This is a genomic window from Saccharothrix longispora, assembly GCF_031455225.1.
In the GTDB taxonomy this organism is placed as follows: Bacteria; Actinomycetota; Actinomycetes; order Mycobacteriales; family Pseudonocardiaceae; genus Actinosynnema; species Actinosynnema longispora.
This window is the reverse complement of the sequence record NZ_JAVDSG010000001.1, coordinates 5,075,640-5,089,465: the sequence shown is the minus strand read 5'-3', so window position 1 is coordinate 5,089,465 and position 13,826 is coordinate 5,075,640. Positions and strand designations below refer to the sequence as shown.

Genomic DNA, 13,826 nt, shown 5'->3' with positions numbered 1-13,826 from the left:
AGGAACGATGATGGATCTCGCCGCCAGCGGCGTCACCGTCTACTCGACCTGTCGTTCCAGCATTGGGTACAACGAGCGGTCCCACCTGCGCAGGCTGGTGGAGATCGCCGGGTGGGCCGACGACGCCGGCTATCGAGGTGCCCTGATCTACAGCGACAACACCTCGATCGACTCCTTGATGGCGGCCCAGGCGGCCATCGCGGGCACCACGAGCTTCGTGCCGCTCGTCGCCGTCCAACCGGTCGACCGGAGCCCGTTCACGCTGGCCCGGGCGGTGTCGTCCCTGGCGCACCTGTACGACAGGCGGATCGACATCAACTTCGTCAGCGGCGGGTTCAGCCGCGATCTCGCCGTCCAGGGCGACACCGCGTCGCATGACGCCCGCTACGACCGGCTCACCGAGTACGCGAAGATCGTCGAGGAGCTGCTCACGGGCGGCATGGTCACCTTCGCGGGCGAGTACTACAACGTGCGCAGGGCGCGGCTCACCGCTCCGGTGCCCCACGACCTGCTCCCCAAGGTGTACGTGTCCGGCTCGTCGCCGGCCAGCCTCCAGGCGGGCGAGGCGCTGGGCGTCGGGCAGCTCTCGTTCCCGCTGGTGCCGGAGGACTTCGTCAGCCCGGACATCCGCAAGAACAAGTACGGCTCGGGCATCAGCGTGGGGATCATCGCGCGCGAGGACTCGGCCGAGGCGTGGCGGATCGCGCACAAGCGCTTCCCGGCCACCCCGGAGGGGGCCGAGAGGATGAAGATGCTCCTCTCCGCCGCCGTGTCGTCCTGGCAGCCCCAGCTCGCCGCCGTGCCCATCCCCGACGACGCGCCGGGCCAGGCGTACTGGCTGGTCCCGTTCCGGTACCACCACACGTTCTGCCCCTACCTGGTGGGGAGCTACGACGAGGTGGCGCAGGCGGTGGCGACGTACCTCGACGGCGGAATCCGCACATTCGTGCTCGACATCCCCGAGGAGCCGGACGACCTGTGGCACGCGCGGACGGCGATCGAGCGGGCTGTCGCGGCCATGGACAGGTAGCAGCAGCCAACTCGCTGAACGAAGGATGGACGATGACAGAGATCATTGAGACCGACGTCGTGGTCGTCGGCGGCGGGCCGTGCGGTTCGACCGTGTCGACGCTGGTCGCCCAGCAGGGGCACCGGGTCGTGCTGCTGGAGAAGGAGCGGTTCCCCCGCTACCAGATCGGCGAGTCGCTGCTGCCGTCCACCGTGCAGGGCATCTGCCGGCTGCTCGGCGTGTCCGACAAGCTCGACGCGGCCGGGTTCCCCCTCAAGCGGGGCGGCACGTTCCGCTGGGGCGCCAACCCCGAACCGTGGACGTTCGCCTTCGGGATCTCGCCCAAGTTCGCGGGGACGGCGTCGACCGCCTACCAGGTGGAGCGGATGAAGTTCGACCAGATCCTGCTCGACAACGCCAGGGAGCACGGCGTCGACGTGCGCGAGGAGCACGCCGTCACCGACGTCGTCGAGGAAGGCGGCCGGGTCGTCGGCGTCAAGTGCACCGACGCGGACGGCGTGCGCCGCGAGATCCGCGCCCGGTACGTGGTGGACGCCTCGGGCAACACCAGCCGGATCCACACCCGGGTCGGCGGGAAGCGGCAGTACTCGGAGTTCTTCCGCAACATCGCCCTGTTCGGCTACTTCACCGGAGGCAAGCGGATGCCCGCCCCCGTCTCGGGCAACATCCTGGCCGTCGCCTTCGAGTCCGGCTGGTTCTGGTACATCCCGCTGTCCGACGAGCTCACCAGCGTGGGCGTGGTCCTGCACCCGGACGCGCTGGAGCGGATCAGGGGCGACCGCGAGCGCGCGCTGCTCGACCTGATCGCGGAGTGCCCGATGATCGCGGACTACCTCTCCGACGCCGAGCGGGTCACCAGCGGCCCCTACGGCGAGATCCGGGTGCGCAAGGACTACTCCTACATCCAGGAGAAGTTCTGGCGGCCCGGCCTGGTGCTCGCGGGTGACGCGGCCTGCTTCATCGACCCGGTGTTCTCCTCCGGCGTGCACCTGGCCACCTACAGCGGGCTGCTCGCCGCGCGCTCGCTCAACACCGCCCTGCGCGGGACGGACGACGCGGACGAGACGGCCCTGTTCGAGGAGTTCGAGCTGCGGTACCGGCAGGAGTACGCGCGGTTCCACGACTTCCTCGTCGCCTTCTACGACAAGCACTCCGACGAGCAGTCGTACTTCTGGAAGGCCAAGAAGGTCACCGGCAGCGCGGCCTCGGAGGTGCAGTCCTTCGTGGACCTCGTCGGCGGCGGCTCGTCGGACGAGCGCGCGCTGGTCGACGCCGGCTCGTACCTCGACCGGAGGGACGGCGAGATCGACGACATGATCTGGGCGGTCGCCGAGGCCGGGGCCCGCATCCAGGTGCAGGCGGCCACCGGCAGCACCGAGGACGAGCAGGTCCCGATCCGCGCCGGCGGGCTGGTCCCCTCGACCGACGGGCTGCACTGGTCCCTGCCGGGCCGGACGGCGGCCTGAGGGGAGGACCGGCGCCGCCAGTCGGGCGGCGCCGGTCCTCCGGCGGCTTCCGCGGTGGACCTCCTTCGCCGCACACGACGAGATGACACCGGTTTCCGCGGGTGCCAGTCTCGGCACTGAACCAGCGCAGACCTCGACCGGAGCCGGAATGGACGACAGCCGATGACCATCGAACAGCAGATCCCGAGGGCCGGCGACGTGAGAGACACGCGCCCCCTCTCGGCCAACGAGGAATTCCTGTGCGCCTTCGACCGGGGCGACGAACTGGGCGTGTTCGGTCCGCGGGGGATCGTCCTGGCCGGTTGGCGCATCCGCGGGAAGCTGGACGTGGCGACCGTGCGGCTCGCGCTGGACGACGTCGTCGCCCGGCACGAGGTGCTGCGCACCTCCATCGTCCGGGGTGAGGGCGCCCCCCACGCCCTCGTCCGCCCGCCGTGCCCGGTGGACCTCACCGTCGTCGACCTCCCCCCGACGGGGCCGGACGACGACGAGCGCGAGCGCGGGGCGCACGAGTTCCTCGACGAGATCGACCGGACCGGCCGGCTCGGCGCCTCCGCGATGCCGCTGCTGCACGCCTCGCTGGGACGGTTCGACGACGACGACGCGGTGCTCGTGCTCGTCACCAACCACCTGGTCAGCGACGGCTGGTCCATGCACGTGATCATGCGCGACTTCGCCGTCCACTACGCGACGCGTCGCGGGCTGCCCGCGCCCGAACTGCCCCCGACCCGCCAGTACGGCGAGTTCACCCGCTGGCAGCAGCAGGCCCGCCGCAGCGACTCCGCCGCCGTGGCGCGCGAGTACTGGGAGGCCAAGCTGCGGGGTGGCACCATGTCCACCCTCGCCACCGACCGGTCCAGGCGGTTCGACGTCCCACCGGTCTACGCCGTGCACCGGTTCCTGTTCGACCGGGAACTGGTCGACGCCACCGCCTCGCTGGCCGGGTCGCTCAACAGCTCCTCGTTCATGGTCCTCTTCGCCTGCTTCAACCTGTTCCTGCACCGCCGGACGGGCTCGGACGACATCATCTCGCCCATCATCACCTCCGGCCGCACGGAACCCGGTTTCGAGGACGCGGTGGGGCCGCTGTTCAACTTCCTGCCCATCCGCACCGACCTGACCGGCTGCGCGAGCTTCGCCGACCTGGTGCACCGCACCCGCGGCGCGCTGCTCCAGGCCTACTCCCACGACCTGCCCTTCAACGACATCATCGCCCAGTCCGCGCCCGAACTGATGAGCGGCGCCGCCACGAGCGTCAACGGCGTCGTCACCGCCTTCCAGATCTCCCAGTTCCCGCCCGAGCCGGAGGAGGGGGGCATCGGGGACATCCGCTACACGGCGCTCCGCCGCCGCCTCACGTCCACTGTGGACACCTCCGAGATCCCCGACGGCAACATGTGGGAGTTCGACCTCGACCCCGCCGGCGACCTGGTCGGCGTCGTCAAGTTCAACAGCCTCGACTTCGACCACGCCACCATCACCGCGATGGTCGACGAGTACCGCGAGCTGCTGCGCACCTCCCTCGCGTCGCCCGACGCCCCGCTCCCGCGGTAGGACCCCGCACGGCGCCGCGCCGCGGGAACCCCGCCCGGGCACGAGGGCGGGGTTCCCGCGGCGCGAGCCGGGGCGTCACGGGTCGCGCGGCGTCACCAGGCCCGATTCGTAGGCCAGGACGACCAGTTGGGCCCGGTCGCGGGCATGGAGCTTGGTCATGGCCCGGTTGACGTGGGTCTTCGCGGTCAGCGGGCTGATCACCATGCGCTCGGCCACCTCGGTGGTGGACAGGCCCCGCGCCACCAGGGTCACGGCTTCGCGCTCGCGGGTGGTCAGGCTCGCCAGTTCCCGGCTCGGGGCGGCGTCCGGGTGCGGCTGGGCGACGTACCGGGCGATCAGCCTGCGGGTGATCGACGGCGCCAGCAGGGCGTCGCCGCGCGCGGCCACGTGGACGGCGTGCAGGAAGTCCTCCGGGAGGACGTCCTTGACCAGGAAGCCGGCCGCCCCGGCGCGCAGGGCCTCGAAGACGTAGGCGTCGAGGCCGTAGTTGGTCAGGATCACCACGCGCACCCCGGCGAGGGCCGGGTCCCCGGCGATGCGGCGCGTCGTCCCGATGCCGTCCAGGACCGGCATCCGGACGTCGACGAGCGCCACGTCGGGCAGGTGCTCCCGGGCCAGCGCCAGGCCCTCGCGGCCGTCACCGGCCTCGGCCACCACCTCGATGTCGTCCTCCGCGTCGAGCAGCGCGCGGAACCCGCTGCGGATCAGCGGTTGGTCGTCGACCAGCAGGACGCGGATCACGGCGTCCGCTCCACGGGGAGTTCGGCGTGGACGGTGAAGCCGCCGCCGGTGCGCGGTGCGGCCCGCAGGCTGCCGCCCAGGGCGGTGACCCGCTCGCGCATCCCGAGCAGGCCGACGCCGGGGTCGGGAGCGGTGGCCGGGGTGGCGGCGCCGTCGTCGTCGACCCGGACGACCAGGCTGTCGGGGCGGTGCTCGATCCGGACCGACGCGGTCCCGGCGTCGGCGTGGCGGGCGATGTTGGTCAGCGACTCCTGGACGATCCGGTACGCGGTCCGGCCCACGGCGCCGGGCACGTCGTCGTGCCGCCCGTCGATCGTCAGCGTCGCGTCCAGGCCGCTCGCGCGGGCCCGCCGCACGAGGTCCGGGACGTGGTCGAGCCCGTGCGGCGGGGGTTCGTCGTCGCGCAGCGCCTCCAGGGTCGCCCGCAGCTCCCGGGCCGCCTCGCGGCCGGCGTCGCGGATCGCCAGCAGCGCCTCCGGCACCCGCTCGCCCCGCTTGGCCGCCAGGTGGACGGCGACCTCCGCCTGCACCTTGATGACGGAGATCTGGTGGGTGAGCGAGTCGTGCAGCTCGCGCGCGATGTGCAGCCGCTCCTCGTCGGCACGCCGCCGCGCCGCCTCCTCGCGGGTGCGCTCGGCCTCGTCCGCCCGGCGCTCGGCCTGCCGCAGCGCCTCGCCCGCGGCGCCGGCGGCGATCAGCCACGCCAACTGGAGGACGTCCCGGGACTCCGCGAACGCCTCGCCCGCGGACCCGTCGCGGAGGAGCAGCATCGAGAGCGGCAGGGCGGTCAGCATGACCACCGAGGCCGCCACCGCGACGCCCCGGCGCCCCGCCCGCACGGCCGCGTACACCGCGAACAGGTACGCGACGACCGGCACGTCGAAGCCGACGGCCTGGTACCCCAGCGCGCACGCCCCGGTCACGACCAGCACGGCGACCGGGGCGCGGCGGCGCGCCGCCAGCGCCAGGCCGCCGGCCGCCAGCAACGCCCAGCCCGGCGCGTCGAGGGGCGGGGGCGGGTGCTGCCCGGACACGCCGGTGGTCAGCAGGGCCGCCGCCACGCCGACGGCGACCGCCCAGTCCACGACCCGTGCCCCGCGCATGGGTGAACCCTATTCGGGCGCCCGCCCCGGCAAGTCCTGCTCGCGGACGATCCCCGACTACCGCGGTGGCGGTAGTCGGGCGGCGGCTGCGGCGTCGGCGGTAGCGCGGATCTCCCGCGCGCGCACGACGACCGGCGGCGCGGCGACCGGCACGATCGACACGTCCGCCGTGGGAAGCCGTGGAGAAGAGGAGCACCCCGATGTCCGTGCACCACCTGCTCGCCGCAGACGTCGTCACCCTGGGACCCGGGAGGGCCGCGGCCACCGCCGCCGCGGTGGCGGGAGCGGCCGCGGTCGTCGCCGGCGGGATGGCGTTGGCCCGTTCCGCCGGTCGCCGCGCCGGGGACGGGCGGGGCGGAGCCGTCGCGGCCGTCGTGGTCGGGCTGGTCGCGGCGGTCGTCGGCGGGCTGGTCGTGATCACCGCCGACGGCGGCCTCGGCACCGGCAACGGGTTGGGCGGCGGCGTCGTGGCCGTCGTGGTGGGGCTGGTCGGCGCGGTCCTCGGCGGGCTGGCCGTCAGGCGGCGCTCCACAGGGCGGGGGCGTTCGGCGGTTCCCAGCCCACCTGCGCCCGGTGGGCCTGGCGGCACGCGTAGGCCGCCCCGCCGTGGGTGACGCGGGCGCCCGCCGCGTAGTCCACGCCCGCCGCCCACGTGCCGCCACCGGGCCGCGACGTGGTCGTGGTCGTCGGCCCGGTGCCCGGCACGGCGAGCACGAAGTCGAACGCCGCCGTGCGGCTGGTCCCGCTGTCCTGCACCGTCATCAGCAGCCGGGGGTCGAACAGCGCGTCGGTGTTGTTGCGCGGCTCGTTCGGGAAGTACAGCTGCGTGGTCAGCACCGGCCGGCCGGGGGCCTGCACCTTCACGTGGAGGTGCCGCGTGCGGCCCGGGTAGAGGCCCGGCACGATCGTGGACAGCGTGAACGCGCCCCGCGCGTCGGTGAACTGGTGGCCGCGGAACCGGAAGCCGGTGTTGTCGTACACGCCGTTGGCGTCGGCCTGCCAGAAGTCCAGCAGCACGCCCGCGAGCGGTTGGCACGCCAGGCCGAACACGTAGCCGGACACGGTGAGCCGCGTGCCCGGTCCGTCGGGCATCGCGGTGCGCCGGGGCGAGTTCGGCTTGAAGTACGGGCCTTCCATCTGCGGCGGCGTCGGGTCGTCGCCGTCGTCGCACCGCGGCGTCGGCTCCGGGGCGCCGCCCGCCTCGCCGACGGTGCGCGCCAGCGCGGGCACGCCCATCAGGGCGACCGGCAGCGCGACGCCGGCGGCGAGCGCGGCGCGCAGCACCGGGCGCCTGCCGAGCCCGCGCCCGCCGTCGCCGGGGGTGGCCTCCGTTGGCACATCCATGTTCGCTCCTCGTGGGGGACGTGGTGGGGACCACCCGAACCTACGAAGGCGCACGGGGTGCGGACGATGGACGCAACCGGCCCGTCGTGGTGATCCTCGCGGGTGCGGTGGGCGTCGCAGGTGGACCTCACCGCGCAGGCAGGGCCCGCGCGAGCTGCGAACGCCGGAACCCGCCGGGGCTGGTCCCCGCCTCGCGCCGGAAGAAGCGGCAGAAGTACGCCGGATCGGCGAACCCGACGCGCCCGGCGACCTGCCGCACGCTCAGGTCCGTCCGCGCCAGCAGCCGCTGAGCCTCGCGGGTCCGCGCCTCGCGCACCAGCTGCGACGGCGTCCGCCCGGTGGCCGCCTTCACCACCTCGGTCAGGTGACCCGGTGTCACGCCGATCCGGTCCGCGTGCGCGCGCACGGACCACAGGCCGTGGTCGGTGCGGCCGATCCGCCGGACGAACTCCTCCGCCACGGCCCCGGCCGGCGCGGGCGGCGGCGCGGGCGTCGCGGGCAGCCGGGCCGCGCGCACCACCAGCACGTGCAGCAGCGCCCGCAGCACGGACGCCTCGCCGCCCCGCCGGTACTCCTCGTCCAGTTCGGCGACCAGCCGCCCGATCGGTCCGGGCTCGTCGAGCGTCGCCCACGGCCGGGCGCCCAGCCTGCGCAGCAGGTCCCGGTCGGCCGGGTGGTCGAGCAGGAAGTCGTCGGTGAACAGCAGCACGAACCCGTCGAGGTCGCGCGCCCCGTCCCAGTGGTGCACCTGGCCGGGCGAGACGACGCACAGGTGCGGCGGCGCCAGCTCCCACCGCGCGAGGTCGACGACGTGCGCCCCCGTGCCGCCGGTGACGTAGAGGATCTCGTGGAACGTGTGCCGGTGCGGGAACGCCGCCCGCGACAGCGGGCCGATCGTGTCGAACGTGCCGAGGGCGAACGGGGTGCCCGCCACCTCCAGCCGGTGCACCGGCGGCCCGCCCCCGCTCGGCGCGTCGCAGGGGGTCCCGGGCAACACGGTGGTGCCGCGCATGTGCCGCTGTCCTCTCGGAGTCCGGACGGGCGGCGGCCACGTCCACCATGGCACGCCCGGCGGCGGGGCGGAACGCGACGGAAGTCGGTCGCGGGTCGATCAACGGCCTGTTCAGCGCATTCGCGTCGTCACCCGTTGCGCGGCGTGGTGGACTGCGTGGATGACCACCACCCCGCTCTGGCGCCGACCGCTGCACCAGCGCGTCGACCGGCTCGCCGTCGCCGACGACGCCGTGGTCGTGCACGAGCGCAACACCCGCCTGGTGCGCGTGGCCCCGGACTCGGGCGCGGCCACCTGGGACGTGCCGGTCGGGCCGTGGCCGCGTGGGCTGGTCGTGGCGGAGGACCGGTGCCTGGTCCTGCCGGCCACCCCGCCGCACCTGCTGTGCCTGGACCTCGCCACCGGCCACGTCGTGTGGCGGGCGGACGTGCCCGACCACACCGGGAACCTCGTGGTGGCCGACGGCGCGGTGCTGGTCGGCGGGTGGCGCGGCTACACGCCGGTGCTCGCGTTCGACCTGGCGACCGGGCGACCGCTGTGGCGCGACGACCGGCCGGCCACCCGCCCCCTGGCGGTGGACGACGCGGTCGTGCTCGGCGACCCCGGCGGCGACCTGGTCAGGTCGGTGGGCGCGCGTGACGGCGCCACCCGCGTCCGCTGGACCATGCCCGCCCCTCTGCCGACCGGCGACGGCGCGGTGTTCGCGAGGGTCGGCGCGGACGTCGTGGCCCGGTGCGCCGGTGACCTGCTGGCGAGGCTCGCGCCCGACGGCGGCCTCGACTTCGCCCGACTGCCCGCCACCCCGCTGCCCGCCACCCCGGTATCCACCACCTCGCCGTCCGGCGGCCTGCTGCCCGCCACCCCGGTATCCACCACCTCGCCGTCCGGCGGCCTGCTGCCCGTCGCACCGGTCGTGCTCGGCGACCTGCTGTGGCTGCCGGAGTGGCCCACCGGCTGCACCGCCCTCGACGCGCGGACCGGCGAGGTGGCCTGGCGGATCGACCCGGGCGCGCCCGTCACCTCCGTGCTGCCCCACCGGGGCGTCCACCTGGTCGCCTCCGGCGTCGTCCGCTCCGTGGGCGCGGACGGGCGCGTGCTCGGGCGCACGTGGACCGGCGAGCACGTCACCGCCCTGCACCGCCTCGGCGACGACGTGCTCGCGGTGGGGCGCAGCGCCCTGTCCCGCCTGCCCGGCCCCTGGCCGGGAGCCGATCCACCGGCCCCTCAGGTCGTCCGGTAGGACATGGTGCCGTGGCCCACCGCCACCCCGGGGTGCGCCACCGGCGAGGCGAGTGGCCCGGACCGCGGCCCTTCCGACCCGCCCAGCAGGACCCCGGTCAGCGAACCGCGCTCGTCGGCCATCGCCCGCGCCACGTCGGCCAGCTCGTCGCCGACCACCGGCGCGACGTCCGGGTTCGCGCGCACGGCGTCCAGCACGGCCCGGCGCAGCAGCTCCTTGATGAACGACGCCGTGACGCCCTCCGTCGCCTCCACCACCGGCCCCAGGTCCGCCCGCAGGTCCACGCCCCGGCCGTACAGCTCGATCAGCCTGCGCCGGCCGTCCGCGTCGGGCCGCGGCACCTCCACCGCCAGGTCCACCCGGCCCGGCCGGTCGGCGAGGGCGCGCTCCAGGTCGTCCGCCCGGTTCGTGGTGAGCACGAACGTGACGTCCGCGTCCGCGCCGATGCCGTCCATCGCCTCCAGCAGCGCGAACAGCAGCGGGTTCGTGCCCGCCCCCGGCACGCCCCGGTCCATCGCGACCAGGTCCACGTCCTCCACCACCACCATCGACGGCTGCAACCGCCGCGCCAACCCCGCCGCCTGGCTGATCAGCCGCAGCGACGCACCGGTCAGCACGATCACCGTGGTGTCGCGCAGCCGGCTCATCAGGTAGCGGACGGTGTGCGTCTTGCCGGTGCCGGGCGGGCCGTGCAGCAGCAGCCCGCGCTTGAGGTGCTGACCGGCGGCGAGCAGCCGCTCCGAGTGCTCGGCGATGCCCACCACGTGCTGCTCGATCGTCTCCAGCACCCCGTCCGGCAGCACGACCGCGTCCGCCTCCAGCGTCGGCCGGGGCAGGAACGTCAGCAGCTCGTTGCCGCGGTGCTCGCTCCACCCGAACGACAGCACCTTGCCGCGGAACCCGTCGTGCTCGCGCACCAGCCGCTCCACCTCGGCCCCGACCGCCCGCGCCGCGGCCCGGTCGGCGGCCAGCACCTCCAGCCGGCACGTCGGCGGTCCGAACTCGGTGGGCCCGCGCACACCCAGGAACACCGGGGTGCCGTCCGGCGCGGTGGTCGCCACCAGGCCGAGCTGCACGACGTCCACGGTCTCCGCCGGCCCCGCCGCCACCGTCGCGTAGTCGGCGGACCCGAGCCCGTACGCCTGCCCGTGCCGCGCCGCCAGGAGCGTCCCGAGGATGTCCTCGTGCCCCCGGTGCTGCCCGGACACGCCGAACCACTCGGCGTCGGGCGAGTGGGCGGCCAGGTAGGCGTCCGCCCCGCGCTGGACGTTGACGTGCTCCCACACCTCGAACCGCGTGGACACGGACAGGACCCGGGCCAGCTCGCACCCCAGGTGCCCGCGCACGCGCTCCATCAGGGGCGCCGCCTCCCCGCCCTCCTCGACCAGCGTGGCGGTCAGCTGCAACAACCGTCGCAGGCTGCCCGCGAGAGCCTTGGCGTCGTCCCCGCTCAGATCATCCCCCATCACCCCATCATGCACGTCAGGGGGTACGCACGCCCGGTTTATCGCGGTTGTTCAGCGTGCCGTGCGGAGGGGCGGCGATTTCAAGTCCTCTCGACTGGACGACGTCAACTCTGGGGCAGGATTTCCAGGCGACGACGGACGTGGGCAAGGTCCAGCGAGCAGTGCTTCGCGATCAACTCGTGCCGCTGCTTCTGCTGCTCTTCGACCTCCGCGTCGTCGGTGACGTACACGACGATCAACGGTTTGGACGGTGCGGTCACCGCGTTGTTGACGGCCGCCCACAACATGTCCCTGAAGGTACGAGGTCTGCCCCAACAGACGTACCGCTCCCGCGTCTGGTCGATGACCGTGCAGTGCATTGGTTTCTCGCCCAGGGAACCGGGCTTGATGGTCCACCTGTCCCCGAGCAATTCGGTGACGAACTCGTCGGGGGGCGACAACCTCTTCGTGGCGTACGCGGCGTAGGAGCCGAAGTTCTCCAGGGCTCGGGCGTACTCCTTCAGCGGACCGTCCTTGAGCCAGACGCGCATGCCCTCCGCTGTGTAGTAGTCCGCCAACTCTCCGCCGATCGCCTCGTCCTCCACCCAGCGGGTGTAGTAGGCGGTGCGCTGGCGGGTAGGGACCGCCTCCCAATCCAGCGATCCCACCTGGCGGTAGAGCTCGCGGATGACCGAATCCTTGACTTCCTTGGGCATCGCGATTTCCGGCATGCGTCCCCCTGCTTCAGCGCTGATGTGCGGAACGGCCCAGCGAACTGACGATCTGGTCCATGACGGTGTCCACGTCCTCGTGCTCCCAACAGCGGATCACCGTCCACCCCTGTTCGATGAGGGCCTGGTTCGTCTCGGCGTCGCGTCGTTTGTTATCGACGATCTTCGTGCTCCAGAACCCGGAGTTCTTCTTCGCCGGGCGGTGGTGTTCCGGACAGCCGTGCCAGAAGCAGCCGTCCACGAAAACCGCCAACCGTTCCTTGGGGAAGACGATGTCTGCGGTACGCCTCAGTTCCGGCAGCGGCCGCGTCGACACCCGGTACCGCAGACCGCGTGCGTGGAGCGCGGCGCGCAACCGGAGTTCGGGACTGGTGTCCCGCCCCCGGTTCCCCCTCATCGAAGCGCGTACGTCGCGCGAGGACGCCCATGAGTCGTCGGGCAGTGCTTCCTCTCGCGCGAGTCCCAGCGAGCGCGCTCTTTCCCAGCCCTCGACCAGGTTGGCCGACCGCGTCCTGTGCTCGACCACACCGAGTGACCTCGAGACGGTGCGGCCGCGGTCGCGCCATCGAAGGTAGGCGCGGATGACGCCCGTCTCCTCGGATGCCTTGAGCACGACGGACCCCTCGGTGGTCTGCCCGGCGTCCAGGTCCACCAAACGTCGGTAAGCTCCGCCCGCCGCCTTGTCCTGTTCGGCAGCGGCCAGTGTTCTCGACCTGTCGGGATTCGCTTTCCAAGCGCGTGTGGACGGACGCCTCACGATCGTTTCTCGGCGTTGTCGAGTACCGTCGCCACGGCTTTCGCGAACACTTCGCCCAAGAGGACCGGAACGGCGTTGCCCAGCTGTCGCATCTGTTCACCACGCGGTCCGCAAAGTTCCCAGTCGTCGGGAAACGTCATCACGCGGGCCGTCTCCCGGACCGTCATGTACCGATGCTGGTACGGGTATGTCTTTCCGGCCTTCTCGGCCACGGGGTCGACGGGTTGGTTCTTACCGACAGGGGTGTCGGTCAACATCACCGATTCGCCGCCCGGGACGCCGTGGACACCCGCCTTGACCGTCTTCGCGGGACGGTCGAGGAAGTTCGGGGTATGCCCGGCGTAGAACCGTGCGTCCGGCCAACCAATGTGCTCCTTGGGCATGTCGTCGTACTGCCGCCGGTCCAAGCGGTTCCAGGGGACGTCCGGAAGAGGTCCCGCGCCCAGGTCGTCCGCCAGGGCATCGCGCAGGGTCCGCCAGGGCTTCAGTTCCTCCGAAGTCCGCTCGAGCGGTAGAACGGGCTGCAACGCACCCATGACGTTCCCTATCACGTGATCCGGCACGTCGGCTCGTCCTCGAACGTTCCGGTGGCGATCCCAGTACTCCCCGGACTTCATCGAAAGGAGGAGTTCCTTCTCGGAATGAGTGGGACTGACAGCCTGTCGCAATAGCTCCACATCAATGTCGAGATCGCCCCGGAAGCCGACGACGATAATGCGGTTGCGGATCTGTGGCACGCCGTAATCGGCGGCGTTCACTGGGAACGTGAAAACCTGGTAACGCTCGACGGATTTGACGTCGCCGCGCTGTTCCTTGGCCTCGAGGATCGCGTTGTGCTGCAGCCAACTGGCTTCGGGGTCGCGCTCCTCGAAGGGGAACATCAGCTCGCGGGTGATGTAATCGAAATAGGGTTTGAAGGAAGGTCGGAGAAGGCCTCTGACATTCTCGCAGATGAATGCCTTCGGTTTGATTTCCCGAATCGCGCGGAACATCTCGGGAAACATGTTCCGCTTGTCCTCGTCCCCCTTCGCGACACCACCCAGGCTGAACGGTTGACACGGAGGACCGCCGGCGAGGAGGTCGACGGCACCTTCAAGGTAGCCCATCTTGAGGTCGCGGACGTCGCCGCGCACCAGGGGAGGCTTCTCGCCCGGCTCCGGGATGCGCTCCTCTTCGCCTCGCGAGGTGGCGCCGTTTTGCTCGAGGGTGTCGCAGGCGTACTTGACGAACTCGTTGAGCAGCAACGGTCGGAACCCCGAGCGTTCGACGGCCATCGCCAGGCCCCCACCGCCCGCGAACAGCTCCACCGACGTGCGTCCCGGCAGATCCGGTTCAGCCGACATGCGGGGAGCCTACCGCTTCGCATGCCGACCGGACCGCAAGGTGGTGGATGTCGTCCACCT

The 13,826-nt window shown here is 72.5% G+C and carries 13 protein-coding genes; 5 read left to right on the top strand and 8 right to left on the bottom strand.

The genetic code is table 11. The annotated features are described in order from the left end of the window. The first annotated feature begins 7 nt into the window (after nt 1-7). The 3 genes from J2S66_RS20870 (at nt 8) to J2S66_RS20860 (ending at nt 4,050) form a co-directional block, all read left to right on the top strand. Entirely contained in the window at nt 8-1,030 is a 1,023-nt protein-coding gene (locus J2S66_RS20870; protein ID WP_310308896.1) for an LLM class flavin-dependent oxidoreductase, read from the top strand. A 32-nt stretch (nt 1,031-1,062) separates the two neighbouring features. Then, nucleotides 1,063-2,496 carry an FAD-dependent oxidoreductase gene (locus tag J2S66_RS20865; RefSeq protein WP_310308895.1) on the top strand — a complete coding sequence of 478 codons (1,434 nt, stop codon included), beginning with the start codon at nt 1,063-1,065 and terminating at the stop codon, nt 2,494-2,496. Nucleotides 2,497-2,658: 162 nt separating this feature from the next. After that, complete coding sequence (locus J2S66_RS20860) at nt 2,659-4,050, top strand: condensation domain-containing protein (protein ID WP_310308893.1); 1,392 nt, start codon at nt 2,659-2,661, stop codon at nt 4,048-4,050. 75 nt (nt 4,051-4,125) lie between these two features. Here J2S66_RS20860 and J2S66_RS20855 read toward each other — a convergent pair whose 3' ends face one another. Next, nucleotides 4,126-4,791, bottom strand: coding sequence for a response regulator (locus J2S66_RS20855; protein ID WP_310308892.1), 666 nt, complete (start codon nt 4,789-4,791; stop codon nt 4,126-4,128). Further along, a complete protein-coding gene (locus J2S66_RS20850; RefSeq protein ID WP_310308890.1) occupies nt 4,788-5,894 on the bottom strand; it encodes a sensor histidine kinase in 1,107 nt (368 codons plus the stop codon). Before J2S66_RS20850 ends, J2S66_RS20855 begins: the two co-directional genes overlap by 4 nt. A gap of 200 nt (nt 5,895-6,094) precedes the next feature. Here J2S66_RS20850 and J2S66_RS20845 point away from each other — a divergent pair, with 200 nt between their 5' ends. Continuing rightward, complete coding sequence (locus J2S66_RS20845) at nt 6,095-6,508, top strand: DUF6223 family protein (protein WP_310308889.1); 414 nt, start codon at nt 6,095-6,097, stop codon at nt 6,506-6,508. Here J2S66_RS20845 and J2S66_RS20840 read toward each other — a convergent pair. Further along, complete coding sequence (locus J2S66_RS20840; RefSeq protein ID WP_310308888.1) at nt 6,411-7,238, bottom strand: dioxygenase family protein; 828 nt, start codon at nt 7,236-7,238, stop codon at nt 6,411-6,413. The genes J2S66_RS20845 and J2S66_RS20840 overlap by 98 nt on opposite strands. 127 nt (nt 7,239-7,365) lie before the next feature. Continuing rightward, nucleotides 7,366-8,250 carry a helix-turn-helix transcriptional regulator gene (locus tag J2S66_RS20835; RefSeq protein ID WP_310308887.1) on the bottom strand — a complete coding sequence of 295 codons (885 nt, stop codon included), beginning with the start codon at nt 8,248-8,250 and terminating at the stop codon, nt 7,366-7,368. Nucleotides 8,251-8,410: 160 nt separating this feature from the next. On the opposite strand from J2S66_RS20835, the gene J2S66_RS20830 reads away from it, so the two are divergent. Continuing rightward, the gene (locus J2S66_RS20830) at nt 8,411-9,490 is read left to right on the top strand and encodes an outer membrane protein assembly factor BamB family protein (RefSeq protein ID WP_310308886.1); all 1,080 of its coding nucleotides are present in this window, start codon (nt 8,411-8,413) and stop codon (nt 9,488-9,490) included. Here J2S66_RS20830 and J2S66_RS20825 read toward each other — a convergent pair. The 4 genes from J2S66_RS20825 to J2S66_RS20810 form a co-directional block, all read right to left on the bottom strand. Continuing rightward, nucleotides 9,475-10,956 carry an AAA family ATPase gene (locus J2S66_RS20825; protein ID WP_310308885.1) on the bottom strand — a complete coding sequence of 494 codons (1,482 nt, stop codon included), beginning with the start codon at nt 10,954-10,956 and terminating at the stop codon, nt 9,475-9,477. The genes J2S66_RS20830 and J2S66_RS20825 overlap by 16 nt on opposite strands. Before the next feature lie 104 nt (nt 10,957-11,060). Then, nucleotides 11,061-11,666, bottom strand: coding sequence for a hypothetical protein (locus J2S66_RS20820; RefSeq protein WP_310308884.1), 606 nt, complete (start codon nt 11,664-11,666; stop codon nt 11,061-11,063). Between the two features lie 13 nt (nt 11,667-11,679). Then, nucleotides 11,680-12,318 (bottom strand): very short patch repair endonuclease, encoded by a 639-nt coding sequence (locus tag J2S66_RS20815; RefSeq protein WP_310308883.1) that lies wholly within the window; start codon nt 12,316-12,318, stop codon nt 11,680-11,682. Between the two features lie 101 nt (nt 12,319-12,419). After that, entirely contained in the window at nt 12,420-13,766 is a 1,347-nt protein-coding gene (locus tag J2S66_RS20810; protein WP_310308882.1) for a DNA cytosine methyltransferase, read from the bottom strand. Nucleotides 13,767-13,826: the final 60 nt, after the last annotated feature.

Excerpts from the sequence above, each read along its gene's own strand:
- J2S66_RS20870 (WP_310308896.1), top strand. The coding sequence starts at position 8 with ATGATGGATCTCGCCGCCAGCGGCGTCACCGTCTACTCGACCTGTCGT.
- J2S66_RS20865 (WP_310308895.1), top strand. The coding sequence starts at position 1,063 with ATGACAGAGATCATTGAGACCGACGTCGTGGTCGTCGGCGGCGGGCCG.
- J2S66_RS20860 (WP_310308893.1), top strand. The coding sequence starts at position 2,659 with ATGACCATCGAACAGCAGATCCCGAGGGCCGGCGACGTGAGAGACACG.
- J2S66_RS20850 (WP_310308890.1), bottom strand. The coding sequence starts at position 5,894 with ATGCGCGGGGCACGGGTCGTGGACTGGGCGGTCGCCGTCGGCGTGGCG.
- J2S66_RS20845 (WP_310308889.1), top strand. The coding sequence starts at position 6,095 with ATGTCCGTGCACCACCTGCTCGCCGCAGACGTCGTCACCCTGGGACCC.
- J2S66_RS20840 (WP_310308888.1), bottom strand. The coding sequence starts at position 7,238 with ATGGATGTGCCAACGGAGGCCACCCCCGGCGACGGCGGGCGCGGGCTC.
- J2S66_RS20835 (WP_310308887.1), bottom strand. The coding sequence starts at position 8,250 with ATGCGCGGCACCACCGTGTTGCCCGGGACCCCCTGCGACGCGCCGAGC.
- J2S66_RS20830 (WP_310308886.1), top strand. The coding sequence starts at position 8,411 with ATGACCACCACCCCGCTCTGGCGCCGACCGCTGCACCAGCGCGTCGAC.
- J2S66_RS20825 (WP_310308885.1), bottom strand. The coding sequence starts at position 10,956 with ATGGGGGATGATCTGAGCGGGGACGACGCCAAGGCTCTCGCGGGCAGC.
- J2S66_RS20820 (WP_310308884.1), bottom strand. The coding sequence starts at position 11,666 with ATGCCGGAAATCGCGATGCCCAAGGAAGTCAAGGATTCGGTCATCCGC.
- J2S66_RS20810 (WP_310308882.1), bottom strand. The coding sequence starts at position 13,766 with ATGTCGGCTGAACCGGATCTGCCGGGACGCACGTCGGTGGAGCTGTTC.